Origin of the sequence: Planktothricoides raciborskii GIHE-MW2, from assembly GCF_040564635.1 — a bacterium.
GTDB lineage: Bacteria > Cyanobacteriota > Cyanobacteriia > Cyanobacteriales > Laspinemataceae > Planktothricoides > Planktothricoides raciborskii.
The window spans coordinates 4,589,309-4,614,023 of the sequence record NZ_CP159837.1 but is presented as its reverse complement, the minus strand read 5'-3'; the positions used below and the strand labels follow the sequence as shown (position 1 = coordinate 4,614,023).

Here is a 24,715-nt window from a genome sequence, read left to right as displayed (position 1 = left end):
CCACACCGATAGCGGCCCCACACCCCAAAAGCAACCCCCGCTGACTGGAGGGAGAAGAAAGCAGAAGTATTTAGGCAAAGATTTCCATGTACCTGGTCAAGTTGATCTAAAATAGAGTGATTATTTCAGTAGCCGGATTTATCAGCCCCAAACATCTAGTAATTTTAAGGATATGGTTAAAGCATGAATGCCTATGATTATCCGATTCCGCCAAAAATTGCTACTATTTCTAAAGCATTAGCGGAAAAGCGTTCGTCTTATCACGCTAAATTACAGCTAAATGATGTTCAAGAACCGATTAATAGTGCTACCGAGGAGGTTCAAGCAATTATCCAGAAAGTTTTGGAAGTAGAGAAAGACAAACTCTACCAAAAGAATCCTCGCTACATTAACGATGATATTTTAAAGATTATTAAAGAAGTGATCCAATGAAATTAATTTCCTTGCACTTGTGTAATTTTCGGCAATTTTATTCTAAAAGCCCAGAAATTAGTTTTTCCAAGGGAACGCTAAATACGACGATTATTCACGGGAATAATGGCGCAGGAAAAACCACTTTACTGAATGCGTTTACTTGGGTATTGTACGATAAATTTACAGCGGCTTTTGCGGCGGAAGATCAACTGGTAAATAAACGGGCAATGACCGAAGCCCCTTTGGGAAAACCTGTAGAATGCTGGGTTGAGGTTGTGTTTGAACATGATAATAAACGCTATCAAGTGAAGCGGTTATGTCGGGCTTATAAGAAACAAGATAGTATTGATTATGGCCCAAGTGATTTATTTATGTTGGTGGCTGGAGAAGATGGTCGCTGGTCGCCACCCCCCCAACCTCCAGAAGATGTGATTGGGCGGATTTTGCCGGAAAGTTTGCATCAATATTTTTTCTTTGATGGGGAACGCATTGAACATATCGTTCGAGATGATAAAAAGGATGAAATTGCGATCGCCACTAAAGAACTTTTGGGCGTAGAAGTCTTAAACCGAGGAATTAGACATCTGAAAGAAGCCAAAAAATCTTTAGAAACTGATTTACGGGGAATTGGCAATCCCCTAACTAAAAAGTTCTTACAAGATAAACGTAAGCAAGAACAAGAAATAGAAGAAATGGCAAATCGGCAAAAAGAAATTGCCGCTAGTTTAACGGAAAAGTCGGAAGTTAAACGCACCCTAAATCAGCGGTTATTAGAACTCGGTGGCGCTGAAGAGTTGCAAACTTTACGAAATCAAATCGAAGCCCAACTGGAATCGTTACGCGAACAACTAAAGCAGGCAAAAGATAATTTAAAAAAGGAAATTTCAACCCGGGGCTATACGGTGTTATTGTTAGAAAGAATCGCCGATTTTCGTTCGATTGTGGAATCATTGCGGGAAAAAGGTGAGTTAACCAGTGGGATTCAGCAGCAATTTCTCCAAGATTTATTAGAACGACAAAAGTGTATTTGTGGAGAACCCCTGACTTTGGGAAGCGATCGCTATCAACAAGTTCACGCTTGGATGGAAAAAGCTGGGAGTGCTGATGTGGAAGAAACGACGATTCGCATGATTGCCCAAGTAGATGAACTGGATAAAATGCAGCCGCAGTTTTGGCAAGAAGTAGACCAACAGCAAGATAATATTAATCAGTATAGAATTGAAATTTCTAAGTTGGAAAATCACCTAGATGACACAAAAAATAAATTAAGAAAATATCCCGATGAAGATATTCAAAATCTCCAAAATCAATTGGACGAAACCGAACAAGCGATTAGCGATTTAGACCGAGAAGTCGGATCCACTCAGCAACAAATTGATAATTTAAAGCAGGAAATCGAACGGTTAGACAAAGAAATTGATGCCCAACAAATGAATGAGTATCGGCAAGTCCTCGCCCAGCGTCGAATTGCTGCTACCCAAGATGCGATCGAGCGACTAACTGAAGTGAGAAATCGCTTAGAGTCTCAGTTTAAAAGCCAATTAGAAAAGCGGGTACAGGAGATATTTAGCAGTATTTCATTTACCCCATATGTGCCAAAAATTAGCGATAAATATGAGTTGACCCTGGTAGAAAATACTACCGGAAAAGAGGCTTATGTGGCTGCTTCGACTGGAGAAAATCAAATTTTGAGCTTGTCATTTATTGGCGGGATTATTGATGGGGTGCGAGAATGGAGTAAAAAAAATAGCTTAATGATGGCGCCGGATAGTAGCACTTTTCCCATTGTGATGGATTCTCCCTTTGGCAGTTTGGATCAAATTTATCGGCGACAAATTGCTAAAATATTACCAGAATTGGCCAATCAGTTAGTGGTTTTAGTCACAAAAACTCAATGGAGGGGAGAGGTGGAAACTGAAATGGCTAATTATATTGGTCGAGAATATGTGCTGGTATATAATTCCCCAAAATCTGATTGTCAGGAAGATTCGATTGAGTTGGGAGGAGTGTTGTATCCCTTGGTTCGCCGTAGTCCTAATCAATTTGAATATACGGAGATTTTAGAAGTAGAACCGAGAGATTTTTAGGGCAATTAACGATTAGCGATCGATGGTCGGGTGGGCAATGTCCAGCCGATCGATAACCCCAATTAAATGCATTTTTTACTATATGAAAAAAGAATATAATAAGCTAGTGCGCGATCGCATTCCAGAAATTCTGCTTGAAGCGGGTCTAGATTTTGAGATTAGTACCCTATCGGAAACAGAATATCGTCAGTTATTAAGAAAAAAAATTATCGAAGAAGCCCAAGAACTCGCTGAATCTGATGCGGAACATTTATTAACGGAATTGGCCGATTTATATGAAGTCCTCGATGCCCTAATCGAGACTTATGGTTTATCCCTAGATGCTATCCTGAAAAAACAAAAACAACGCCGCATAGAACGGGGTGGCTTTAAACAGCGAATTCAACTGCTTTGGACTGAAGAATCCTCGGATTCTCAGGCTAAATAATTTATCGATCAAAAATTTTTACTATTCCCTCTTCCCTCTTCCCTCTTCCCCGTTCCCTCTTCCCCGTTCCCCGTTGCCTATTACCATAAGTAATTTATTCAGTGAGGAAGATTATGTTTTCTGATATTGATAATCATTGGGCAAAAGAATGCATTATCCAACTAGCTAAACGAAACCTGGTCAGCGGTTATCCTGATCGCAATTATCGCCCCAATGCCCCAGTGACTCGGGCAGAATTTGCGGTACTAATGTGTAATTTATTTGCCAATGCCCCAGTGGTACAGACGGCGGTTAACTTTAAAGATGTACCGGAAAACTACTGGGCGTATCGAGCCATTAAAACCGCTTCAGAAAAAGCATTTTTTGTGGGATATCCCGATTTTAGTTTTAAGCCCAATCAGCAAATTCCTAGAGTTCAAGCTATTATTGTGGTGGCGGCCCAACTGAAGTTAAAAGCCCCAACCGATGTTGATCGAATTCTTGCCAGTGCTTTCAATGATGCTATGCAAATTCCTAATTACGCTAAAAACATGATTGCCGCTGCCACAATTGGCTCCCTGGTAGTAAATTATCCCAACGTAAAAGAACTAAAAGCGAATCAAAGTGCCACCAGAGGTGAAATTGCCACTTTATTAACTCAAGCGTTACAAATTCCCGGTGTACCTGAAGAATATATTTCCAGAGTGCAGCAATTATCTGGAGAAATTCGCCCCTTACCGGGAGGGCTAGATTCAATTCCTACTTTTAATAGTAATAGTCCGGAAGTAGTGGAAAATTCGGGAATTTTATTATCTACATTTCCCCCCACGGGCAAACAAGTGCCAACAGCGCATTTAAATTTTCCTTTTACGGGTAGGTTTGATGTGTTCACTCACCATATTACCCGCGCCCGAGATCAGGCAGAAACCCATCCGTTTTATCAAGGAATTTTGATGCATAATCCTACGAATGAAACGGTGGTGGTGGAAGTTTTGACAGGAGCGAGTTATTTGACTTCTCCTGATGCTTTTTTTATCAATTTACCACCGATGGTGGATAACAGCTTTGGGGATGTTTTTTCTGGGCCGGGTAGTCGGGTGATGAATGAGGTTTTACGCCAACGAAGACAGGCCATTTTTCCTAAATATATTGATATTCCTGCCAAAGGATATCAAATGTTATTAAATTTACCGATTCCTCTGGGTAATCGGGTGCCGGTTTCTAATGCGCGATCTACCATGATGCGGTTGTCGAGTAATGGCCGAATTTATTTGGCGAATTTGGCCATGAAAGCGCCGAAAAATGCCGATGGTAGCTATCGATCGCCCACGGTGGAGGAATGGCGCAATTTATTAGTCACAGGTAAATTAGTTTCTCCTAGGGATTCGGTGCCCACTCCCTTAGAACCGGAGGTGAAATTTCCCATTGTATTTAGTCGAGTAGCGGGAGTATCCCAGGGCACCCAATGGAAAGGGCAAATTACCGATAATTCTAACAGTTCATTCTTGAGTATTCCCAACCCTGGACAAGCCTTTTCTTATCCCATTGCCACCATTCATCAGGTCACATTGGGTACTCAACAAGTGCAAAGTGCTAAAATGTTAGTTCGTTATCCAGATACCGCCTATTTTGCTCATGCCAATTATGGCATAGAATATGACTTAATTGTGCCATTGCAGAATAAAACCCGTGCAACTCAGACGATATCAGTGATATTTTCTTCCCCTTTAAAAAATAGCGAAGCCGACCCACCGAATCAAAGTGAATTAGTATTTTTAAATGGGAGCGATCGCATCTTTTTCCGAGGAACTGTCCGAGTCAGTTATCTGGACGAAGTGGGGGAAGAACATACCCGCTATTTTCACTTAGTTCAACCGGAAGGAAATGAGGGCAAACCTTTAGTCACCTTGACCATGTTACCGGGTTCTCACACCCGCATTCAAGTGAATTTCCTTTATCCCCCAGATGCTACACCTCCCCAAGTTTTAACGGTAAAAAATGAGGGGTCGAAAAATTAAAACCCCGTCCCTATATGATTGATAGAAAAAACAAGATATTAGACAATTCAGGCTTTCCCAAGCTAAAAAGCCGAGTGGCGCCCTTTTCCGCTATCGGTTGGGGGCATCGATGCCGGTATTAAAGAATTGTCTAGTCTCTTGTTCTCGATCGCTTGCTTAATTAAAAATCAAGATTAAACCGGCATTAACCCGGCGATCGATAGCCGCCAAATATGGCTAATTGATAATATTTCCAGGGCACCATCACCGGATGAAAGCCGACGTTTTTCAACATAGCCAACTGATCTAATAAATCACCCATTTCCTGTTCATGGGAATACCCTTCGGGTTTCGTTGGGGCAATTTGCTCTCGAAGTTTGCTCAAAGTATTTCCGTGACTCACCGCCCATTCTTCGCGAGTTTTTTGATAAAATTCCACGAGGTTAGGTAAATCGGGCAACACCAAATCCCCATTCCAAAAACAACCGTTTGGCTGTAAATTTTCGCCAATCCATTGAAACACTTTTTCTTTCATTGGATCTGTTAAATGGTGAATAGCCAAAGATGACAAACAAACATCAAACCCATTTTTGGGAGCCAAAGGTGCATTCAGGCTGGCTAAATTGCCAAAATCAGCTTTAATCCAATGGACTTGTTCTCCATAGCCAAATTTGTCAATTTTCACACTGGCAAAATCTAGCATTCGAGGAGAATAATCCACGGCGACAATTTCAATTTCCGGAAATCGACTGAGGATTTTGCCCGTGAGTTCACCCGTCCCACAACCCAGTTCTAACAACTGTCGAGTATTCGGTGGAATGCAATGTACAAGCAGATCCAGCATTTCATCATAACGGGGCAATAGTTGTCGAATGTTGCGATCGTAGTCAGTCAGATTTAGGAAAAGTTCTCCAGGAAATATCTCTTGCATAAATTCAAATTCCCTTAAATTGAATTGGAGAATTGCCTCTTGATTGTAGAAATTCACCCAATTTTATTGTACCTGATTAATCTAATATTTCAGTGATTTTTCCGGATGATTCCCGATCGCGATCGCTATTTTGTTGACTGTTGACTGTTGACTGTTGACTTTTGACTGTTGACCCCCCTCTGCACGGGGGCTGACGGTTATTGGTTATTTTGTTAAAAATAATAAGCAATAAGCAATAAGCAATAATTCTCGACCATCAGCACCGATCGCGCAATCGTAACTTCATCCGCTAGAATTTACCCAGGGTGTTCATGGTTTTATTGGGTTCAGTCTTTTTAATTTTCTCTATGCATGACAAAAAGCTCTCATTGTTTTACTTGATTAAAGCTAGATTATCTAAAAGAATCGTTTTTTGGGTATTTCTCAGTTTAATTGCCATTGAAGCCATAATTTTAATCCCTTCAGCGCAGCGACGAGAACAAGAACTTCTAGAGCAATTAACCGAGGTATCCTCGGCCAAAGTCAGTTGGCTAATTCAAACCTACCCGATGATTTCTAGTCAAGAATTTATAGTGCAATTACGGCGACTAAAAATTGAAACAATGTTTGGCAAAATTATCGGCGGAATTCTCTATGATAGTCAGGGAAAGACTCTCCATCAATTTGGAGAAATTCCCTCCCTTGATTGGGAACAGGTAATGAGCGATCGCCTCAAACTCAAGCCGCACGATCTGGATCGATACGATCTGGCTTGGAAATTAGAACATATTCCGGGAAACTACATATTAATTTTGCGCCATGATGTATCTTTAATTGGCATAGAATTATGGGCATATAAAGCCCGAATTGCTGGCTTAGTAGTCTTAATTTCTCTCGTAGTCACTTCAACAACGATGTTTGTCTTAGGAAAAACGGTAATTTTTCCTGTATTGCAACTGCGCGATGACATCCTAGGGGCGGGAGAAGCCCTGAGTCAAGACTTACCCACCCCAGACTTTTATTCTTGTTCCGTGCAAAGAACTGATGAATTAGGAGAAGTTATGCAAGCGTTTAAGCAAATGTTTGAAAGAGTCCATCAAGAAATTGCCGAACGAAAACAAGCGGAAGAAATGTTACGAGGCGAACAGCAAAAATCGGAAACTTTACTCTTAAATATTTTACCCACTGCGATCGCAAAAAAATTAAAGAATGGAGAAAATCACATTGCCGATGGATTTGCCTCAGTAACGATTTTGTTTGCGGATATTGTCGGCTTTACCCAACTTTCCCAACAAACATCCCCCGCTGATTTAGTCCAATTATTAAACCATATTTTTTCTGCCTTTGATCGCTTAAGCGAAAAACATCAATTAGAAAAAATAAAAACCATTGGGGATGCGTATATGGTGGTGGGAGGTTTGCCCATTCCCAGACCGGATCACGCCGAAGCGATCGCGGCAATGGCCCTGGATATGCAAGATGCGATCGCCGATTTTAATGCCCAAAATAAATCCGATTTAACCATGCGAATTGGCATCAATACCGGGGCAGCGATCGCTGGAGTCATTGGCACCAAAAAATTTATCTATGACCTATGGGGTGATGCGGTCAATACTGCCTCTCGCATGGAGTCCCACGGCATTCCTGGAGAAATTCAGGTGACAGAATCTACCTACAATCTGCTGAAAAACAAATATTCTTTCCAGCCACGGGGAAAAATTCATATTAAAGGCAAAGGAAAAATGACGACCTATTTACTGAAAAAATCAGATAGTTAGACTAATTTTGACATTTTTAGAGATCGAATAGTCAGTAGACCGCTGACAGTGGCCGATTGACCGTGAAAGCAAAAAATAGAGAAATTTCTAAAAGCGCTCTCAAGTATAGTCGCCCATAATGAAAGAATTTGGAAATTAGCCTTTACCCCAGACGGTAAAGTGATCGCCTCTGCCAGTAAAGATGGCACCGTGAAATTATGGCAAACCGATGGCACACTTTTGGCCACATTGAATCATCAAGGGGGTGCGGTTTGGGGCGTCGCCATTAGTCCCCAAGGGGATTTGATTGCCTCTAGCAGTCGGGATGACACCGTAAAACTCTGGAAATTAGATGGCACCCTAGTGAAAACCATTAACGGGCAGAGTAGAGGCATCACCAGAGTCGCATTTAGTCCCGATGGTCAAACCATTGCCACTGGGGGTGTAGATAATACGGTAAAGCTGTGGAACTGGCAAGGAGAATTACTAGCCAATTTGCCCGGACATACCGGCATGGTGGTCAGGGTTGCCTTTACCCCGGATGCTGACTTTGTGGTTTCTGGGAGCGACGATTCCCTTTCCTGAGCTTCGCGAACGCACCGTGATTATTTGGGATTTAGCAAAAATTCATACCTGAAAAAACTAGCTTATGGCTGCGACTGGGTACGGGATTATTTGCACCACAATCCTCTGGTGGAAGCAAAAGACCGAAACCTTTGTGATGGGGTGAAAAGTGATGGGGTGAAAAGTGATGGGGTGAAAAAATAGGCAACGTCCTACATCATGGGTATCTTAGAGTCAAGAAACCCGGTTTCTTGATTCAGGTAAATGTTATATCAAATTTTAGGCAGAAACCCGGTTTCTCTGTCCCAGGAAAAACCTGAAAAAATGTAGCCTATTTTACTGTTTAAAAAACCATCGTTTTTTTGATGGATTCCTGATGGATTTCAAATAGAAAACCAAACTTCAGACTGAAGTTTGGCTTTCAAGGTATATATGTTTTGATGGCTAGGGTCTTTATCTGGGCTGACCCCATTTGAACTAACTATATGTTTGCATAACTTTGGCAAAATTGCCAATACCTTAATAATTTCTTTATAATCTCGCAAAATTAGGATGGTAAAAGGTTATAGCCGCTACTTATGGGTGAGTGTCGCCCCCAAAACTTGGGAAAACCAAACTTCAAACGAGCGTAAGCGAGCCATGCCCAATCCTTCAGCGGGATCGACTAATGGTTCTACTAAAATAGTAAACATTCCTAACCGATTGCCTGCGAGAACATCGGTAAAGAGGCGATCGCCCACCATCGCTAATTGTTCCACCGGCAACTGCATTTGCTCCACCGCTTGTCTTAACTTCCGACGGGATGGTTTAGCCGCCCCAGCAATATAAGGCAAATTCAGGGCATCTCCGATACGAGCAATCCGGGCTGAAATCACATTATTACTAACCAACCATAAACTAGCGACTTGTCGAATTTCACTCACCCATTGTTGTAACTCATCGGAGATATGATCTTGATTAATTGGCACCAGAGTTTCATCAACATCTAAAACCAGTCCTTTGAGATGATGTTGCTGAATTAATTCTGGAGTAATCGTCAAAACTGAACTGCCCAAAACGAGATCCGGTTCTAAAAGTTTGCCCCAAGACATGGTATTTTACTCTTTATTTTACGCTAAAATAGTAATAATAATATTAACAACCAATTAAGAATTAATAAAGTGTGAAGTTAGGCGATATTGCCTCGAACTTCACACTTAATGGTTTGACCAGGATAACTATTGTCGCGCCCCATCTCGGCGATCGTGAATTTCCTCCTGCGCTTTTTGATGTTCGGCCAAGGTACGGCTAAATACATGAGTGCCATCATAGCGAGCGACAAAATACAAATATTCAGTTTTTTGCGGATTTAAACTCGCTGTTAAACTCGGCAGTCCTGGTGAGCCAATGGGAGTTGGAGGTAAACCCACATTGAGATAAGTATTATAAGGAGAAGGAGTCTCAACTTGTTCCCAAGTTAAAGGGCGATCGGGAGTTTGTGTCACCCCTAATCCATATTCAACGGTTGGGTCAGCACCCAGAGGAATTCCTTCTTCTAATCGTCTGGCAAATACCCCAGCAATCAGCGGACGTTCTTGTGCGATCACCGCTTCTCTTTCAACAATACTAGCCAGAGTCACCCATTCTTTTAAACTGTAATTAGTTTGGGCTTTCCCGGCTTCATAAACTGGCAGGACTAATCGTTCAAATTGCCCTAGCATTTGGCGGATCACTGCTTGTGGACTGATCTGATCGCTATTGAGATGATAAGTGTCTGGATATAAAAATCCTTCTAGGTGAGGAATATCTTTGGGTAGCCAGGGAAATTCATTGGTGGGAATTTCTGACGCGGCAGCCATGAATTCTTTAGCGCTGAAAAAACCAAGGGACTCAAGATAATCCGCCATCTTTTTCAGTGTCCAACCTTCCCGGATCGTGTAGCCATCTTGAACGACCGATCCTCGCCAAATTTTAGTGGCGATCGCATTCAAATCTTCCGTTGGGTAAAACTCATAAGCCCCTGCCTGGAATCCACCATTGGGTTCTCGGAAAGTTTGCCAGCGAGTCCATAATTTCCACGCGGTTTCCGACCGAATCAACCCTTGGTTGATTAATTTTGTACCGATTTGCTGTCCCGGAGTTCCCGAAGCGATTTCTAAATAGATCGCTTTGGGTTTTGACTCTTCATCGGTCTCTTTTGTAAACGGTGAAGCCATTGGCGCACTGGCGGACATCCACCAGGCCCCAGCTTGCAACCCAGCCACTCCTAGCAATCCGCAAAAAAACAGAAAAGAAAAGAAAACACGAGTAACGATCCTAGTTGGATTTTTTTTGGGTTTGCTTTTCAGCACGATCTCTCCCCCCCCCTAATTACTTGTCAACTGAAGATTTCCGACCCTGATTATGATGAAACTTAATTCATTTCACTAAATAAGTGTTCTTCAATCATTCCTTCCAAGCTTGGTAACATCGGTTCGAGTTCTTCTAATTCTTCATCAGAGAGTAATTGCGGTTGTCCATTTTCGTCCAATCGAGCCAAAATAAAAAATGGATCTAGCGGTGTATAAATGGCATACTCCTGCTCTTCATTATAAAAACTAGCCAGCAGTTGTAACTCCTCATACCCTTCTTCTTCTTCAGAAGACTCCGCCTCATCCTCTAGTAAATCGGGAAGTTCACCACTGACGGTTAGGGTGACAGCAGTGCGTTTGAGGGTGAGATTTTGTTCTTCTAGCACCGCTTTGGCGGTTTCAAAAATCTCATCAATCTCATCAGGGTCTTCGATCGCAATGGGTTCTTCATCATCGTCATCTTCTGCCCAAGCAAAAATTTCTACCGGGGCATCTACCGGCAAAAGCAACACATAATTTTCCCCATTTAGTTCAAACGAATGCTCAACATAACAAGCGAGCGATCGCCCAAATTCATCAGTTACAGTCACAGATTTCGCGGAAAAGGTTCCATTTTCTTGTGGGAATTCTGATTGGGTCATAACCTTATAGAACAATTGAATATTGTAGCAAATAGTACCAATCAGTGCTGATTTAACACACTGATTAATGGGTCACTCTTTAGACGATAGTTTGGCGATGAATTACCCATGCTAAAATATCTTCGGTCATATAGTGGCCTAATCTAAAGACACATTCAGAATATCACGGCCTTGGGACATCTGGCCGAGTGTCAAAAATTAATGATTGACCATTGGTTGTTGTTGGTCTGTCGTTGTTGGTTGTTTGTTCTTGGTTAGTTACTCGTTATTATTTATTCGTTATTAGTTATAAAATTATTTGCTAGAAAGTTATTTGCTAAGGGAACGGGGAAATTCACACTCAGCAAAGAACCGCCATCATAGGAGTGCCGGAGAGCAAGGAATAGGACATTCGGGTCATTCGGGACAACCGTCAACCGTCAACCGTCAACCGTCAACGGTTCCTCTCTCCTCATCCTGGCTGAGGGTTCCGGGTTCAGGGGTGAGGGCTGATAGCTTTTGCCGACGGTCATCTAACCATTGCTGCAAAATCAGGGCAGCGGCTTTGCGATCGATCAGCCCCTTATTTCGGGAAGGGGAAATATTTTCCGCCTTGAGCATTTCTTCCGCCTGAAAAGAAGTTAAGCGCTCATCCACATACTCCACAGGTAACTGTAAAGCCGTAGAGAGCGCTTGAGCAAATTTGAGGATCTGTCGAGCTTGGAGCCCAACGGTGCCATCCATCGAATAAGGTAAACCGACGACGAGGACTTGGACTTCGCGATCGCGGATAATTGCTTCTAGGTTGGCGACCACCTGGGCAAAAGATTTGCGGTAGATAGTCTCCAACCCGGTAGCAATCAACCCCGTGCCATCACAACCTGCGACACCAATTCGCTTTCTACCGAGATCCAAACCTAAAGCAGAGATTTTTTTTGTCACCGTTAACTGTTAAAACCTTGAAAATGAACCATAAACGCCTGTACCATCGTCAACCCAGTCTAACCCCACGGGTGCTTTGTATGGAACACGGTGAACCAACGGGACAATTAGCTAGAAAATTGACCTTCGTCACCGGTCGAACATTGACGAGAATCTTCAATATTCGGTCGCGAGGACTCTGGGGGACGACAGGGGGCGGCGGATTCTATTTCACTCCCCCACCAGGTAATCCGACTGGGGATGGGCTTGCGGACTGGGGATAAACCGGGCAGCATATCCGTCAGTTGCAAAGCATCCAAAGCAACCCGTTTAGATTCTCGGAGTTTATGCCAGACCGAACGAGACATCAACATCGTATGTTCAATGCGTTCCGCCCGGATTTGTTCTAAATACTCTTCTCGTTCCGGTTGATAATCTGCGGAAGCCAGTTGGAGTGACTGCGGGGGCAAATCTTTGGCAATGCGGGCCATTTGCGAGAGAATTTCTGGATATAGCCAGGTATAAGCGGGATGAACGGTTAAACTACCTCGGTGGGCAAAAGAGCCATCTTTACATAAGCGCAGTTGAAAATGACCGATCGCGGCTTTGCGCTGGGGTTCAAACACATAACCACTCACCACTTCGGTGCGATCGAGCCATTGGCGGATCCCTTGGAGGATGGCTTGGAAAAAACTGGTTTGAAAGTCACTTTTATGGCGTTCAAACACTTGACGCACCAGAGGGGGCATCGCGGCGATATCCAGTTGACAGAGTAAATGAGCATCCGCATTGCTCACAGGCAACAAGTTCGGTAAGTCCGGTTCCCGCTGGGTTAACTGAGTCAACAACTCAGGCGCGATCGCCCAATAAGTCATCTGGGCTAACGGTTGAAACCCATTATGACGATACAAGGCCAAAGCATCCTTATCATTCACATTCACTTCCAACAACCACATCCGGGCTTCCCAAATTGCTTCTAAGCAGTGGCGCAACAGCATCGAACCAATCAATAAATGGTCTGCGCCCGGATCCACCACAACTCTTTCAACCCGCCAAGTGCTGCGGGTACTATTAAACGGCGCAATCTGAATCAATCCCAAAATTTGGTTATCTCGTTCAGCCACCCGCGCACATAATAGGTGCTGCAAAGGATTGGGAAATAAACTGAATAACCTAAGCAACCCATACCAAGTGCGAATCGGTTGGAATTGCCGGTGAATATCTAGAGAACATTTTTCAATGGAACAGCTAGGAGTTTCTAGCTCAATGCCGATTTGCAGTAGATGCTCTACCGCTTCGAGATCCCTTTGTTGTAAAGGACGAATCGTGACATTTCGATTTCGATGAAGACTGACACTCATATTGATTTAGGGAGAAAGATTATAAAGGTAAGATTTTAGGGCGCGATCGCTGCCGCACAAAACCGATAGTGACAAAGGATCGGTGCGGCTTTCTGCTGTTCCCAGTGAGACAATTTTGGCCAATTTTCTTTTTTTTCCGGGGTTAGACCATGCCTAACCCCGATCGGCTTGCTTCAAGACGTGATTTCCTTAGAGCAATCCTCAGAGCAATTAAGCAGTCTGGCGAATTAACACAACCGGAGTTTGTTCGTTACCATTGCCTGCGGGATTATTTCTTAAAGCGGCTTCTAAGAAGTCAGAGGAAATATCAGAGGTTGCTGCCAATATCTTAACTGCTTTCAAGTCGTTCACATCGACGATCGCCGCTGAAATATCAGTTTCTCGTTTAATTCGATCCACCACTTGCTGGGGATTTTCCGGGCCGAGGACAATAAATTGATCGTAAGGCGGCAAAGTGCCGGTGACATCATCGATTAAACGGGCTTGTTCCCCAGCTAACTGGTAAAAAGCGCCACGATAACCAAATACCCTGGCGATCGCCCCACCAACAAAGGCCAAAAATACTCGCACCGGGCCTACCACATCTACCAAAGACTGTAACCCACAAGCGGTAGCTAAACTGGAAGTGGGTAAGAAAAAATAACATAATCGTTTAGCCACAAATCCGGGCTTAACTTGACTGGGATCTCGCCACCGTCCTTGCATAATCGCCACGGGAGTTTCCCCAATTGCCACAATATCTCCCGGTTTAGCATGAGGCAGGACATATCGCTTCACCACCCCCACCGGATCGTCGGAATTGGTCAGCAAATGAGTTTTCACCGGCAACACTTGACCCTTGGCTGCGGGAACTTCTCGCCACGCCGGATTTTCTGCCGGATTGGGAAACTTTAACGGCACAATAATATGTTTAACCTTGGGAATGCGTCCTTCGGGGCCATAAGTCAGGTAATTAATTTTGATCCAAGCGGTTTGCAGATCGCTGAGATTCTCCCCTTGAATATCAATCGTAACCGACATTTGCGTGATTTTACGCACTTTAACAATATAGGCATCCCAATAGCCATCAGCCCGGGCTGGGGTATCTGGATGCATCGATTTCACGTGAGTCTGAGTCTGAATTTTCGTCAAACTGCCCTCAGACAGTAACGTCACCTCCGCAGACACTTGGGGCAGCATAATTTCCAAGTTGGGCGTCAGGTTGCGAAACTCCATTACCCCCACTAATTGCCAATGCTGGGGAGACAAGGTTTCTTGTTGCCATAAGCCGGTGGTCAGTTCTAAATCATTCCCCGGTCGGCGGCGGTATTGCAACTCTAGGGACACACCAGCGACACCGAGCACGAGGGCTGCCGCACCTAATCCCAGTCCAATTGTTTCTGCGATCGCCACAAATCCTCCAAAAATAAACTCAAAATTACATAATGAGTTTATTATGCTTGCATCACCACAGGATTTCCGCAAGATTCGTTATTCGTTATTTGTTGTTCGTTGTTCGTTATTCGTTATTTGTTGGTTGTTGTTCGTTATTTGTTGGTTGTTGTTCGTTATTCGTTATTCTCGCTTTATAACAACAACCAACAACCAACAACCAACAACCAACAACCAACCACTTTACATTAAAAAGTTTTGTGTCACCGTCAGGCAGCCAGATTTGATCTCAACGGTAAACTCTTCTCCTCGTTCAACCGTAAACTCCAATTGAATCACCTCACTGGTCTGATGGGCGATCGCGCAACCGAGAACGACTCCCAAAGGAGAAAGCACAGTCATCAGCAGGTTTTCTGGGAGATAATGTAAATCCGTCCCATGAACTTGTAAAAGAATGCTGGTTTTTGTCGAGGACTCGTTTTTCAGCGTGACAATTAGGGCAACTTGAGATTCCAGGTCAATCAACTTGGCGCGTTTTACCCCAGCGGTTTGTAAAGAAATCTTGGTGGCTGCGGGGTCAAAAATCTCCTCAATTGAATGCCAATCAGGTTCAAAAACATTGTGAAACCACTGCCGAAGTCTGACGGGCAACTCGGTGACATCCTCACCCCAATTTTCTAGCCAATCGCTTTCGACATCTTCAACATAAAGATTGACATAATCAAAGCCAGAGTTAATTCTTTCTTGCTGTAATTTCTCTGCATCTTGTAGTAAATGCCAAATTCTCTCCAGTCTGTCTTTATTGCTGAGATTGCTAGTAGTTATGCTCATGGATGGCTTTTTTCAACAGTTATAATGTTTTTATTTTTTGTTTTTTATTTGAATTCACTTGTTAAAAGTGAATTTTAAGTAATTTTGCTTGGGCAAATTTTTACTATTATATAAAACTAAGTTGACCACTTGAACAATGAACTCCTCCTGACTGGGATTAAAACTAATAAATAACCCGCGTTCTATGTTCCACTGGCGTAAAGTATATTCCCATTTATCATATTTCATTTGAGAATATTCATCAGAAACCGTGGTAATTTGAACACAGAGGGGCTGGCCTTTCTCACTACTGACAATCACATCAGTGGCCATAGAAAAATCAGCAATATAGCGATGAACAACGTTGCCGTGACGCTGTTGAATTTGATCCGCGATCGCCTTAATCAATTCAGTATCCGTGGGATTAAATTCTCCCGATCTTAATTTTTGTTTCCAAATATAAAATTTTTGATCGCGATCGCGAAACCAGGTGGGAAATAGCTCTTCATACCAATATCTTACCGTAGGAGTTAGCTGATCTAAAAAACATTTTCTTTCATCAGGATTTAGGACTTCCAACTCTAACCAAATTTCTGCATCCTTAGTCAGTTCTAGGAGAAATCCCATTAAAAATTTTTTTTGCAGCAGGTAACCGGACTTGATGTCTTTAATCCAGCGCCAGATTTCCTCTAGCCGTTTGGCGAGAATTGGCTCCACGACCGAGGCTAGTTTAATCAGTTGTTTGAGTTTCGGTTCGATCTCCCTGGCCTGCAAACCATATCCCCCTGAAAATAGGTAAGTTTTTTTCCTGTCTAACTTGTATCATATTACACTTCCGTTGCCAAGAGAGTAATTTTTGCGTTGCGGCGATCGGCCTTTGACCAACAATGCATCAAACATTAATCAAAAATTCATCAAAAATTAATGTTTGATTAATTTTTATCGAGGGAAGACAGCGGTTCCTCTTGGTTGCTCTTCGCTTCACGCCCGATCCCCAGAGGCTACAGATTGAGAAATTCGGCCAAGTCGAACAGGGAGATGGGGAGAATGGCAGTGGGCTAATCCCGCCCCAGCTTAAAAAGGCAGGTTGGCGGGATCGTCTTGTTCCGTGTCACTGCCGATGAATTCGCGGGGCTGAATCAATCAAAAACTCCGGGACAACTAACAAAGGACTAGACGCGATCGCCAGTCTTTATGTTGCGACATTTGGCGACCTAGCAAGACATGAATCGGACGTAGCAGGACATCCGCCCACGGCAGCAAATATCTCAGATTATTTCTTGCCTTTCTTCATTTTAAAATAATCTTCCATAACTTGCAGTGCCTTGGGTGCGGCAAAACCCCCACCACCACCGCCAGAATTTTCCCCAAAAACCACCACCACAATTTCTGGTTTGTCATAAGGGGCATAGCCGCCATACCAAGCATGGGATAGACGCGGCGGATCTTCAGCCGTACCTGTCTTCCCCGCATTTGGGGGAATCGTGGGTACATTCATCACCTGACCTGTTCCTGATGTCACCACCTGTCGTAAACCTGATTGTAAGACCTTGAGGGCGTCCTTACTTAATCCAACCGATCGCCGATTTTTTTTCGCTTCTGGATTATCCTTAAGCAAGTGAGGTTGCACCAGATAGCCGCCATTAGCAGGGACTGCATTCATCAAGGCTACTTGCAGAGGGGTAGCCAGCAGAAACCCTTGACCAATGGACATATTCACCGTATCGCCTTCAAACCATTCTTCGTCTCTATACTTGCGTTTCCAGGCATCATCAGCCACCAGTCCGGGGTCTTCTTCGGCGGCCAACTCGATGCCAGTCTTGGAGCCAAAGCTAAACCTTCTCGTCCATTCAATTAAAGTTGGTCCACCGATAGTCATGCCCACTTGATAAAAGAAAGTATCACTACTCCAAGCCATCGCTCCATCAAATCCTAAAGGGCCAAAACCAGCCTGGTTCCAATCCCAAAACTGGATGCCGCCAGCAATAATGTACGGATAAGTGGGTAGCACCGTATAGGGATCAAACTTGCCAGACTTGAGGGCGGCAACGGTGGTAATAATTTTAAAGGTGCTGGCAGGGGGGAAGCCTCGCAAAGCCCGATTGACAAATGGGTGATCGGATCCTTGAACTTGTTGCCAAATTTCTTCGGTCACAGGTTGAGAGAACACATTCGGGTCATAGACCGGGCGGCTGACCATCGCTAAAATCGCCCCATCGTTCGGATCCATGACTACAATGGCTCCCTGGGTATCGCCCAGGGCTTTTTCGGCGGCCCTTTGGATATCCAGGTCAATGGTCAAAGTCACATCTTGTCCAGCTTGGGCGGGTTCTTCACCCAAAAACTTGATAATTTGACCCATATTATCCACTTCTACGCGCCGACCACCCCATTTACCTCGCAATTTCTGCTCTAAACCAGCTTCAACCCCTAACTGACCAATAATGTCACCCAGACGATATCCTTTGGGTTTAAGTTCAACTAAAGATACTTCATCCACTTCGCCGGTATAACCTAAAACATGAGCCGCCAGAGTGCCGTTGGGATAGTAACGGAGGGCTTCATATTCCACGTCTACTCCGGGTAATTCATTACTGAATTCGCCAATTAAGGTGGCTTGTTCCGCTGTCAAACCCCTGGCGATGCGGATTTGCTGCGTAGAGTCATAGCCATTTTCGGCTCTTTCGATCAGTTTAGATAACTCAGTGTCAGGGATATTCAGAATTTGAGAGATGCGTTTAAGAATGGGCTGCCATTCTTCGCGACTGTGGGATCTCGGCCAAACAAATAGCGCTTTGGATAGCCGAGAAGTCGCCATAATTCTGCCTTTCCGGTCGAATATATTGCCTCTGGCTGGTTGTTTGGCAATTAGACGAATTCGGTTTTCATCGGCCACTGCTCGAAAGCGATCGCCTTCGACTAATTGCAAATAGGCTAAACGCCAGACAATGCCACCAAACAGCATTAAACTTACCAGTCCCATGATCACAAAAGACTGATAATGTTGTCCGACGGTACGAAGTTTAGATTTCTGGCGATCTGAGTAAAACTGCATCAAGGTCATAATTATGGCTATTTGCGGCAATTATTGCATATCCTTCTTTAGGTTATGGTAAATAACAGCTATTGTTGGCTGATTTTAGTCAGAAGTTGAAGGGTTGATCTTCTGACTTTTAGGGGACGACCAGAAGTGGCTTAGGCACGGCTTAACCCACTTTGGCAGCGGGCGATTCCGCGTGCATATCGGATCCCGAAGCGGGAATCCCGCCATAAGCTAGAGAGAGATTCATCAGTGATTCCTGGAGAGGGCAATCTTCCCATTCGTTTCTTGGCTTTCCAGTTCAGGAAAAAATCGGCGATCGCTCTTCCCCATATCTGAAGGCATCCATTACTAATCCATTACTAATCCATTACTATTTACTAAAATGCAATGAAAAAATTTGAACAGAGATTAAAATTTCCAGAAAGAGATTCGATCGCGAATTCCGATCGGCTCGGTAGACCTGAGTCCAACTTGGGAATCCAGAGATAGGGAGAATTCTCTCCCCATCTCTGGATGTCAGCGATAGAATCAAGCCAATTATAAGTTATAAACCAATCAGGCTAACTCAAACATTACAGGGGTAAAATTGGGCGGAAATGCCATGAGTTTTTCAACTGCTGCTACACAACCATCAGACACCACACGGCAGGAAACGGCCTTGGACGTGGAACTGCGGAAAGTTTTTAAGGTGTTTGATGGCAATACCGTTGTCCGGGCTGTAGACCTGGATATTCGTCGAGGGGAGTTTTTTAGTATTCTGGGATCTTCTGGCTGTGGGAAAACCACAACCCTGCGTTTAATTGCCGGGTTTGAAACTCCTTCCGCTGGAGAGGTACTCATTCGGGGCAAGTCAATGACCCAAGTGCCTCCTTATCAAAGACCTGTCAACACCGTATTTCAAAGTTATGCCCTGTTTAATCACATGAGCGTAGCGGAAAATATTGCTTTTGGATTACGGATTAAACGCTTGGGCAAAGCGGAAATTGAAGACCGGGTTCGGCAAGCGCTGAAATTAGTCAAAATGGAAGAATTTGCTAACCGGGTTCCCACTTCCCTCTCAGGAGGTCAGCAGCAACGGGTCGCTTTAGCCAGAGCACTGGTAAATCGACCAGCGGTGATTTTACTGGATGAACCCCTCGGCGCTTTGGATTTGAAGCTGCGGAAAGAGATGCAAGTGGAATTATCCAATTTACATAAAGATTTGGGCTTAACTTTTGTGATGGTGACGCACGATCAACAAGAAGCCCTGAGTCTTTCCGATCGCATTGCGGTGATGCGTCAGGGTCGGGTTGAGCAAATTGGTTCACCGACGGAAATCTATGAACGGCCCAAAACAACTTTTGTGGCGGATTTTATCGGCGATACTAATTTGCTGGAAGGGCGGATCGAATGTGCCGAAAGCGCATCTGCGCCGCCTCGCGAACGCACCAATTTACAAATCCGCACCAATAGCAACCTGAAAATTGGGGTACAAACCTTAGAACCCTGGAGTCATTCAGGAACTCAGGTTGCTGTGAGCGTGCGACCGGAACGGATTCAATTGAGTCTGTATGAACCGGAAAACCAAATCAATTGTTTTGAAGCCCGCCTGGAACATATTATGTATCTGGGAACCCATGTGCATTATGTGGTGAAGTTAACTTCAGGGGATCGGCTAACAATTATGCAACCGAACACCCTGGGTAGCTTGCCAGAATTACACACGCGGATTTATGTTCACTGGTCGCCAACGGACTGTATCGCGATCGCCCAATAGGGGGGATTCGGGAATCGCCCCTACATACCACAAAGCAAATCTTGTGAACATTTCAAGACCCAACTATGACAATCAAAGGCTTAAATCAATTACTGGCTGAGTTGGAATCACACTGCCCCAAACAGGCGATCCTCACCTTTTTGGGCAGTGATGGTCAACCCTTCGTGATTAACCTGTATCGCCAAGGCAACCAAGTCAAATATGGAGAGGAAGCATACAGCCAAGAATTATTTCTCAGGCGCATTGATTCCTGTTGCGATTCTGTGGCATCGATCGTATTGCGTTCCTTTACCTCTGAGATCGATCCGATGACCCAACTGCCCATCAAAGAACTGCGGGGATATTTACTCAAACGTCAGGGCAATCACCTGGAGTTTGAAAAAATTTCTCCAGAAACGATGTTTGCCTGTCAAAATACTGATGCTCAAACTGGTGAACCACTAGCTTTAGAACAATCAGTACGCTACTGTTGATTCAAACCAATTATGGTCAGATTCTACGGATAGATATCACGGGTAGAAATCAAATTCCCCCCCGTACCCCCCAAGAGACGTTTCGCCCTCCGCGATAGCTTCGCTAACGTACCTCCGACGAAATCACATAGAACACCTCGCATCTATATGACTCAAACTCGACGCCAATTTTTACAAAGTTCTGCGGCGGCGCTTTCTAGTATGGCGCTGTCCGGTTGTGGGTGGACTCTAGGGGGTAATCCCTTTGATGACAGTGGGGATGAGATGACCGGACCGCCGATGACTCAGACCTCAGCCAACGATCTCTATATCTACACTTGGGCCGATTACACTGACTCAGAGTTAATCGAAACCTTTAGAAAACAAACCGGCATCAAAGTCATTGTGGATATTTTTGACTCCAATGAAGCGATGCTGGCGAAGGTTCAAGCGGGCGGTGGTGGAGCCTACAGTATTATTTATCCCTCGGATTCTTGGGTCAAACGGATGGTGGAGTTGAGACTGCTACAACCCCTTGACCACTCTCGACTGAAGGGGATAAACAATCTATTTGAGAAGTTTCAAAATCCTGACTACGATCCAGGAAATCGTTACAGTTTACCCTTCACTTGGGGAACCACCGGCTTAATTTATAACGCCGAAAAACTTTCCTCTACCCCGAAAGATTGGGACTATCTCTGGGAACACCAAAAAGAATTATCTCGCAAAGTGACTTTGATCAACGATCCGCGAGAAGTGATAGGGGCATCCCTGCGATCGCTGGGCTACTCCTACAATTCCGAAAACCCCGCAGAAATACAAGCGGCTTATGAAAAATTGCTAAACCTCAAAGGTACACTGGCCACATTTACCACTGATGGTTGGCGAGATTTAATATTAGCCGGAGACTTAACAATGGCAATGGGTTTTTCCTTTGACGCCCTAAATGTAGCCAATGAAAACCCAAATTTAAAATATCTGGTGCCTCAAAGTGGTACTTCTTTGTGGATAGATACAATGGTTATTCCCGCCGGGGCGCCGAATGTAGCCGGAGCTTACAAATGGCTAAACTTCATGTTGCAACCAGAAGTAACCGTATCGCTCTGTGAGCGACTGTATTTTGCCACACCCAATAAGCAGGCTTATGCTCAATTATCTCAGGATTTACAAGAAAATCCTACCTTGTTCCCCCCTGAATCCGTACTAGAAAAGTGTGAAGGAATTATTCCTTTAAGTATTGAAAAAGAAAAAACTTATGCCAGGTATTGGATCAAACTAAAAAGCAGCTAAATTATCAGTAATGATGTGAAAAATTTTCAGATTTAAATTGTAAATTTAATTTGATTGAAAAATACATAAATTCTCAAATTATATTTATCAAAATAAATTATTTAATTGATGAATATTCATCGTTAAAAATCCCTAAAATCTTCTATCTCCCAATCATTAATTAACCCTGGAAAAATTACTCATGTCATTATGACTCCACCTTCTACTATATCGACCAATAAGACCAAACCAGAACCAGCCGGAAATCATCGCCTACAACCGAATTGGCTTGGCCCTTTGGCATTGCTTGGCCCATCAGGAATTTGGTTAGTGTTATTGTTGGTGCTGCCCACCTTGGTGATTTTTCAACTAAGTTTGGTGCCGGAAATCCAACCTGGGGAAAAAGTGATTCCGTCCGGGCTGGATAATTATTGTCGAGTCTTGGGATTTGATCAGTGTCAATGGGCTAATTTCGATCCGGTTTATTTACAAGTGATTGGCCGATCGCTCCTGTTAGCATCTGGCACCACCAGCATTTGTTTGATCCTCGGATTTCCTGTCGCTTACTGGTTAGCCTTGCAAACTCCCAAACGCTGGCAAAATTTACTGTTATTAGGTTTTGTTTTGCCTTTGTGGACTTCTTCCCTGCTGCGGTCTTATGCCTGGAAAACCATTTTGCGGCCTACTGGGGTACTGAATAGCATTATCGCCACCGTGGGACTACCCCCGACGGATTTGTTGCACTCTACGTCAGCGGTACTGATTGGCATGAGTTACAGCTTTTTGCCTTATATGGTACTGATTCTTTATGCTTCTTTGGAAAAACTCGATCGCCGTTTGTTGGAAGCGGCGGCGGATTTGGGCGCTAATCCCGTGGAAGTCTTTTTGAAAGTAACCGTACCCCAAACCCTGCCGGGAATTGCAGCGGGTTGTTTGCTGGTGTTTATCAGCGGTCTGGGGGATTTCGTGGATCCCGAACTTTTGGGCGGGGCTTCCAGCATGACGGTATCTCGGTTAATTTACGATCAATTTTTGGGGGCAGCGCGGGATTGGGGCTTTGGTTCTGCCCTGAGTATGGTGTTAATTACGGCGGTGAGTATTGCGATCGCTTTAATGATTCGCTTTGGTGATGCCAGCCCGAAAAAATAATTCTTTGTTATTTGTTTATTGGTTGATTGTTGATTGTTGATTGTTGATTGATTGTTGATTGTTGATTGTTGATTGTTGATTGTTGAACAACGAACAACCAACAACAAACAGGGAACAGGGAACAGGCAACAGGCAACAGTGGTGAATAGTGAATAGTGAATAGTGAATAGTGATACTTCTTTTGTACGGGCGTCCTTGCGGAGCATAATCCGTCAGGCTATATGGCCAGAAAGCCCCTACGACTTTTGTACGGGCTTTCTGGCCATATAGCCCCTACGACTTTCTCCGTTCCCTGATAACTGTTCCCCGTTCCCCAACCAAAGAATCCCTACCCAAAGAATCCCTACCCAAAGAATCCCTACCCAACAACAAACAACAAACAACAAATCCTATAATAATTGATTAATTGGAATAGATTTCAATGATAGACACCAAAATTTCACAGGAGGACATCCCGGTAGATATGTTAAAAGGTAAGCAAAAATTGCGAATTTCTTGGTCGGTGATGTTTGCCGGGGCAATGTTCTTTTTTATGTATTTGCCTATTTTGGTTTTGACTTTTTATAGTTTCAATGAATCTCGCTATAGTGCGGCTTGGGGTGGCTTTACTTTCAAATGGTATCTGAATTTATTTCAAGATGAGTCAATTTTGCTGGCACTCCGCAATAGTTTGATGGTGGGGTTGTTAGCGATCGCGGTTTCGGCGGTCTTAGGAACTTTGATGGCTGTGGGTTTAGCTCGGTATAATTTTTTCGGCAAAACTTTATATAAAGGGATTTCTTACCTGCCTTTAATTATTCCCGATATTGCGATCGCTGTGGCTACCCTGGTATTTTTAGCCGCTGTCCAAATTACCCTAAGTTTGTGGACAATTATTGCCGCCCATATCGTCTTTTGTCTCGCTTATATTGCCCTAGTAGTTTCCACTCGATTAGCGGATTTAGACCCTCATTTAGAAGAAGCCGCTTTAGATTTAGGCGCCACCCCAGTGCAAGCTTTTCTACAAGTTTTATTACCGCAGTTAATGCCCGGAATTGTATCCGGTTGTCTGTTGGCATTTGTCCTGAGTTTGGATGATTTTTTAATCGCCAGTTTTACCGCAGGCAGTGGCGCTGTTACTTTGCCAATGGAAATATTTGGCCGCATTCGTACCGGGGTAAAACCGGATATTAATGCTTTGAGTGTGATGTTGATTATCTTCTCTGGATCTATCGCCTTTTTCGGGGAATTTCTCCGTTCTCAGGGAGAAACAAAAACCGCTAAATAATCCTGAATTTTATCCGCAATAACCCCGGTTTTTTTAGAAAAGCCGGGGTTATTTTACTGCGCTTTTCTGTTGATTACAGCGGTTTTTAGATTAATAAACCACAGCCGGCGGGGATTTCACCCCGCCTAATGTCGCGCAAGTCGGTTTTAACGGACTGTAGGGGTCAACGGCCGTTGACCCCTACAGGCGGGAATTCATTCCCTGGCGATTAATGTGGTTTACTCAGTAGAA

General features: G+C 43.9%; 22 protein-coding genes. 12 read left to right on the top strand and 10 right to left on the bottom strand.

What is annotated here, in order from left to right:
* Nucleotides 1-183 precede the first annotated feature (183 nt).
* The 4 genes from ABWT76_RS19880 to ABWT76_RS19865 all read left to right on the top strand — a co-directional run bounded on the left by ABWT76_RS19880 (nt 184) and on the right by ABWT76_RS19865 (nt 4,925).
* Nucleotides 184-432, top strand: a complete 249-nt coding sequence (locus ABWT76_RS19880; RefSeq protein WP_054465286.1) for a hypothetical protein — start codon at nt 184-186, stop codon at nt 430-432.
* Nucleotides 429-2,501 (top strand): AAA family ATPase, encoded by a 2,073-nt coding sequence (locus ABWT76_RS19875; RefSeq protein WP_054465287.1) that lies wholly within the window; start codon nt 429-431, stop codon nt 2,499-2,501. The genes ABWT76_RS19880 and ABWT76_RS19875 overlap by 4 nt, the downstream gene beginning before the upstream one ends.
* Nucleotides 2,502-2,583: 82 nt before the next feature.
* Complete coding sequence (locus ABWT76_RS19870; protein WP_054465288.1) at nt 2,584-2,928, top strand: nucleoside triphosphate pyrophosphohydrolase; 345 nt, start codon at nt 2,584-2,586, stop codon at nt 2,926-2,928.
* Between the two features lie 113 nt (nt 2,929-3,041).
* Entirely contained in the window at nt 3,042-4,925 is a 1,884-nt protein-coding gene (locus ABWT76_RS19865) for a DUF3370 family protein (RefSeq protein WP_354634841.1), read from the top strand.
* 184 nt (nt 4,926-5,109) lie between these two features.
* Here ABWT76_RS19865 and ABWT76_RS19860 read toward each other — a convergent pair whose 3' ends face one another.
* Nucleotides 5,110-5,835 (bottom strand): trans-aconitate 2-methyltransferase, encoded by a 726-nt coding sequence (locus tag ABWT76_RS19860; RefSeq protein ID WP_054465290.1) that lies wholly within the window; start codon nt 5,833-5,835, stop codon nt 5,110-5,112.
* Between the two features lie 347 nt (nt 5,836-6,182).
* Here ABWT76_RS19860 and ABWT76_RS19855 point away from each other — a divergent pair, with 347 nt between their 5' ends.
* The 3 genes from ABWT76_RS19855 (at nt 6,183) to ABWT76_RS19845 (ending at nt 8,339) form a co-directional block, all read left to right on the top strand.
* The gene (locus ABWT76_RS19855) at nt 6,183-7,592 is read left to right on the top strand and encodes an adenylate/guanylate cyclase domain-containing protein (protein ID WP_054465359.1); all 1,410 of its coding nucleotides are present in this window, start codon (nt 6,183-6,185) and stop codon (nt 7,590-7,592) included.
* A 75-nt stretch (nt 7,593-7,667) separates the two neighbouring features.
* Nucleotides 7,668-8,156 carry a hypothetical protein gene (locus ABWT76_RS19850; RefSeq protein ID WP_313890601.1) on the top strand — a complete coding sequence of 163 codons (489 nt, stop codon included), beginning with the start codon at nt 7,668-7,670 and terminating at the stop codon, nt 8,154-8,156.
* A 24-nt stretch (nt 8,157-8,180) separates the two neighbouring features.
* A complete protein-coding gene (locus ABWT76_RS19845; protein ID WP_231636662.1) occupies nt 8,181-8,339 on the top strand; it encodes a hypothetical protein in 159 nt (52 codons plus the stop codon).
* 368 nt (nt 8,340-8,707) lie between these two features.
* Here ABWT76_RS19845 and ABWT76_RS19840 read toward each other — a convergent pair whose 3' ends face one another.
* The 9 genes from ABWT76_RS19840 to mrdA form a co-directional block, all read right to left on the bottom strand.
* Nucleotides 8,708-9,226: a YqeG family HAD IIIA-type phosphatase gene (locus tag ABWT76_RS19840; protein ID WP_054465292.1), complete on the bottom strand. Its 519-nt coding sequence runs from the start codon at nt 9,224-9,226 to the stop codon at nt 8,708-8,710.
* A gap of 126 nt (nt 9,227-9,352) precedes the next feature.
* Nucleotides 9,353-10,378, bottom strand: a complete 1,026-nt coding sequence (gene mltG, locus ABWT76_RS19835) for an endolytic transglycosylase MltG (protein WP_313890597.1) — start codon at nt 10,376-10,378, stop codon at nt 9,353-9,355.
* A gap of 149 nt (nt 10,379-10,527) precedes the next feature.
* Nucleotides 10,528-11,106: a DUF3727 domain-containing protein gene (locus ABWT76_RS19830; RefSeq protein ID WP_054465294.1), complete on the bottom strand. Its 579-nt coding sequence runs from the start codon at nt 11,104-11,106 to the stop codon at nt 10,528-10,530.
* 426 nt (nt 11,107-11,532) lie between these two features.
* Nucleotides 11,533-12,027, bottom strand: a complete 495-nt coding sequence (gene ruvX / locus ABWT76_RS19825; RefSeq protein ID WP_190877264.1) for a Holliday junction resolvase RuvX — start codon at nt 12,025-12,027, stop codon at nt 11,533-11,535.
* A 107-nt stretch (nt 12,028-12,134) separates the two neighbouring features.
* Nucleotides 12,135-13,367, bottom strand: coding sequence for a GNAT family N-acetyltransferase (locus tag ABWT76_RS19820; protein ID WP_054465296.1), 1,233 nt, complete (start codon nt 13,365-13,367; stop codon nt 12,135-12,137).
* 210 nt (nt 13,368-13,577) lie between these two features.
* Complete coding sequence (locus ABWT76_RS19815) at nt 13,578-14,753, bottom strand: F420-0--gamma-glutamyl ligase (RefSeq protein ID WP_054465361.1); 1,176 nt, start codon at nt 14,751-14,753, stop codon at nt 13,578-13,580.
* A gap of 228 nt (nt 14,754-14,981) precedes the next feature.
* Complete coding sequence (locus tag ABWT76_RS19810; RefSeq protein ID WP_054465297.1) at nt 14,982-15,569, bottom strand: DUF1822 family protein; 588 nt, start codon at nt 15,567-15,569, stop codon at nt 14,982-14,984.
* Nucleotides 15,570-15,623: 54 nt separating this feature from the next.
* Nucleotides 15,624-16,322 (bottom strand): hypothetical protein, encoded by a 699-nt coding sequence (locus ABWT76_RS19805; RefSeq protein WP_054465298.1) that lies wholly within the window; start codon nt 16,320-16,322, stop codon nt 15,624-15,626.
* Between the two features lie 499 nt (nt 16,323-16,821).
* Complete coding sequence (gene mrdA / locus ABWT76_RS19800; RefSeq protein WP_354634840.1) at nt 16,822-18,612, bottom strand: penicillin-binding protein 2; 1,791 nt, start codon at nt 18,610-18,612, stop codon at nt 16,822-16,824.
* A gap of 580 nt (nt 18,613-19,192) precedes the next feature.
* On the opposite strand from mrdA, the gene ABWT76_RS19795 reads away from it, so the two are divergent.
* From ABWT76_RS19795 to ABWT76_RS19775, 5 genes are all read left to right on the top strand, one after another.
* Nucleotides 19,193-20,347 (top strand): ABC transporter ATP-binding protein, encoded by a 1,155-nt coding sequence (locus ABWT76_RS19795; RefSeq protein ID WP_054465300.1) that lies wholly within the window; start codon nt 19,193-19,195, stop codon nt 20,345-20,347.
* Nucleotides 20,348-20,412: 65 nt separating this feature from the next.
* Entirely contained in the window at nt 20,413-20,820 is a 408-nt protein-coding gene (locus tag ABWT76_RS19790; protein WP_054465301.1) for a hypothetical protein, read from the top strand.
* A gap of 147 nt (nt 20,821-20,967) precedes the next feature.
* On the top strand, nt 20,968-22,089 hold the full coding sequence (locus tag ABWT76_RS19785; protein WP_054465302.1) for a PotD/PotF family extracellular solute-binding protein: 1,122 nt from the start codon (nt 20,968-20,970) through the stop codon (nt 22,087-22,089).
* Nucleotides 22,090-22,278: 189 nt separating this feature from the next.
* A complete protein-coding gene (locus ABWT76_RS19780; protein WP_082348772.1) occupies nt 22,279-23,217 on the top strand; it encodes an ABC transporter permease in 939 nt (312 codons plus the stop codon).
* Nucleotides 23,218-23,638: 421 nt separating this feature from the next.
* Nucleotides 23,639-24,484 (top strand): ABC transporter permease, encoded by an 846-nt coding sequence (locus tag ABWT76_RS19775; RefSeq protein ID WP_054465303.1) that lies wholly within the window; start codon nt 23,639-23,641, stop codon nt 24,482-24,484.
* Nucleotides 24,485-24,715: the final 231 nt, after the last annotated feature.

What these genes read in the sequence shown, in the direction of transcription:
- ABWT76_RS19880 (WP_054465286.1), top strand. Translation starts at nt 184, where the DNA reads ATGAATGCCTATGATTATCCGATTCCGCCAAAAATTGCTACTATTTCT.
- ABWT76_RS19875 (WP_054465287.1), top strand. Translation starts at nt 429, where the DNA reads ATGAAATTAATTTCCTTGCACTTGTGTAATTTTCGGCAATTTTATTCT.
- ABWT76_RS19870 (WP_054465288.1), top strand. Translation starts at nt 2,584, where the DNA reads ATGAAAAAAGAATATAATAAGCTAGTGCGCGATCGCATTCCAGAAATT.
- ABWT76_RS19865 (WP_354634841.1), top strand. Translation starts at nt 3,042, where the DNA reads ATGTTTTCTGATATTGATAATCATTGGGCAAAAGAATGCATTATCCAA.
- ABWT76_RS19860 (WP_054465290.1), bottom strand. Translation starts at nt 5,835, where the DNA reads ATGCAAGAGATATTTCCTGGAGAACTTTTCCTAAATCTGACTGACTAC.
- ABWT76_RS19855 (WP_054465359.1), top strand. Translation starts at nt 6,183, where the DNA reads ATGCATGACAAAAAGCTCTCATTGTTTTACTTGATTAAAGCTAGATTA.
- ABWT76_RS19840 (WP_054465292.1), bottom strand. Translation starts at nt 9,226, where the DNA reads ATGTCTTGGGGCAAACTTTTAGAACCGGATCTCGTTTTGGGCAGTTCA.
- ABWT76_RS19830 (WP_054465294.1), bottom strand. Translation starts at nt 11,106, where the DNA reads ATGACCCAATCAGAATTCCCACAAGAAAATGGAACCTTTTCCGCGAAA.
- ABWT76_RS19820 (WP_054465296.1), bottom strand. Translation starts at nt 13,367, where the DNA reads ATGAGTGTCAGTCTTCATCGAAATCGAAATGTCACGATTCGTCCTTTA.
- ABWT76_RS19810 (WP_054465297.1), bottom strand. Translation starts at nt 15,569, where the DNA reads ATGAGCATAACTACTAGCAATCTCAGCAATAAAGACAGACTGGAGAGA.
- mrdA (WP_354634840.1), bottom strand. Translation starts at nt 18,612, where the DNA reads ATGACCTTGATGCAGTTTTACTCAGATCGCCAGAAATCTAAACTTCGT.
- ABWT76_RS19795 (WP_054465300.1), top strand. Translation starts at nt 19,193, where the DNA reads ATGAGTTTTTCAACTGCTGCTACACAACCATCAGACACCACACGGCAG.
- ABWT76_RS19790 (WP_054465301.1), top strand. Translation starts at nt 20,413, where the DNA reads ATGACAATCAAAGGCTTAAATCAATTACTGGCTGAGTTGGAATCACAC.
- ABWT76_RS19785 (WP_054465302.1), top strand. Translation starts at nt 20,968, where the DNA reads ATGACTCAAACTCGACGCCAATTTTTACAAAGTTCTGCGGCGGCGCTT.
- ABWT76_RS19780 (WP_082348772.1), top strand. Translation starts at nt 22,279, where the DNA reads ATGACTCCACCTTCTACTATATCGACCAATAAGACCAAACCAGAACCA.
- ABWT76_RS19775 (WP_054465303.1), top strand. Translation starts at nt 23,639, where the DNA reads ATGATAGACACCAAAATTTCACAGGAGGACATCCCGGTAGATATGTTA.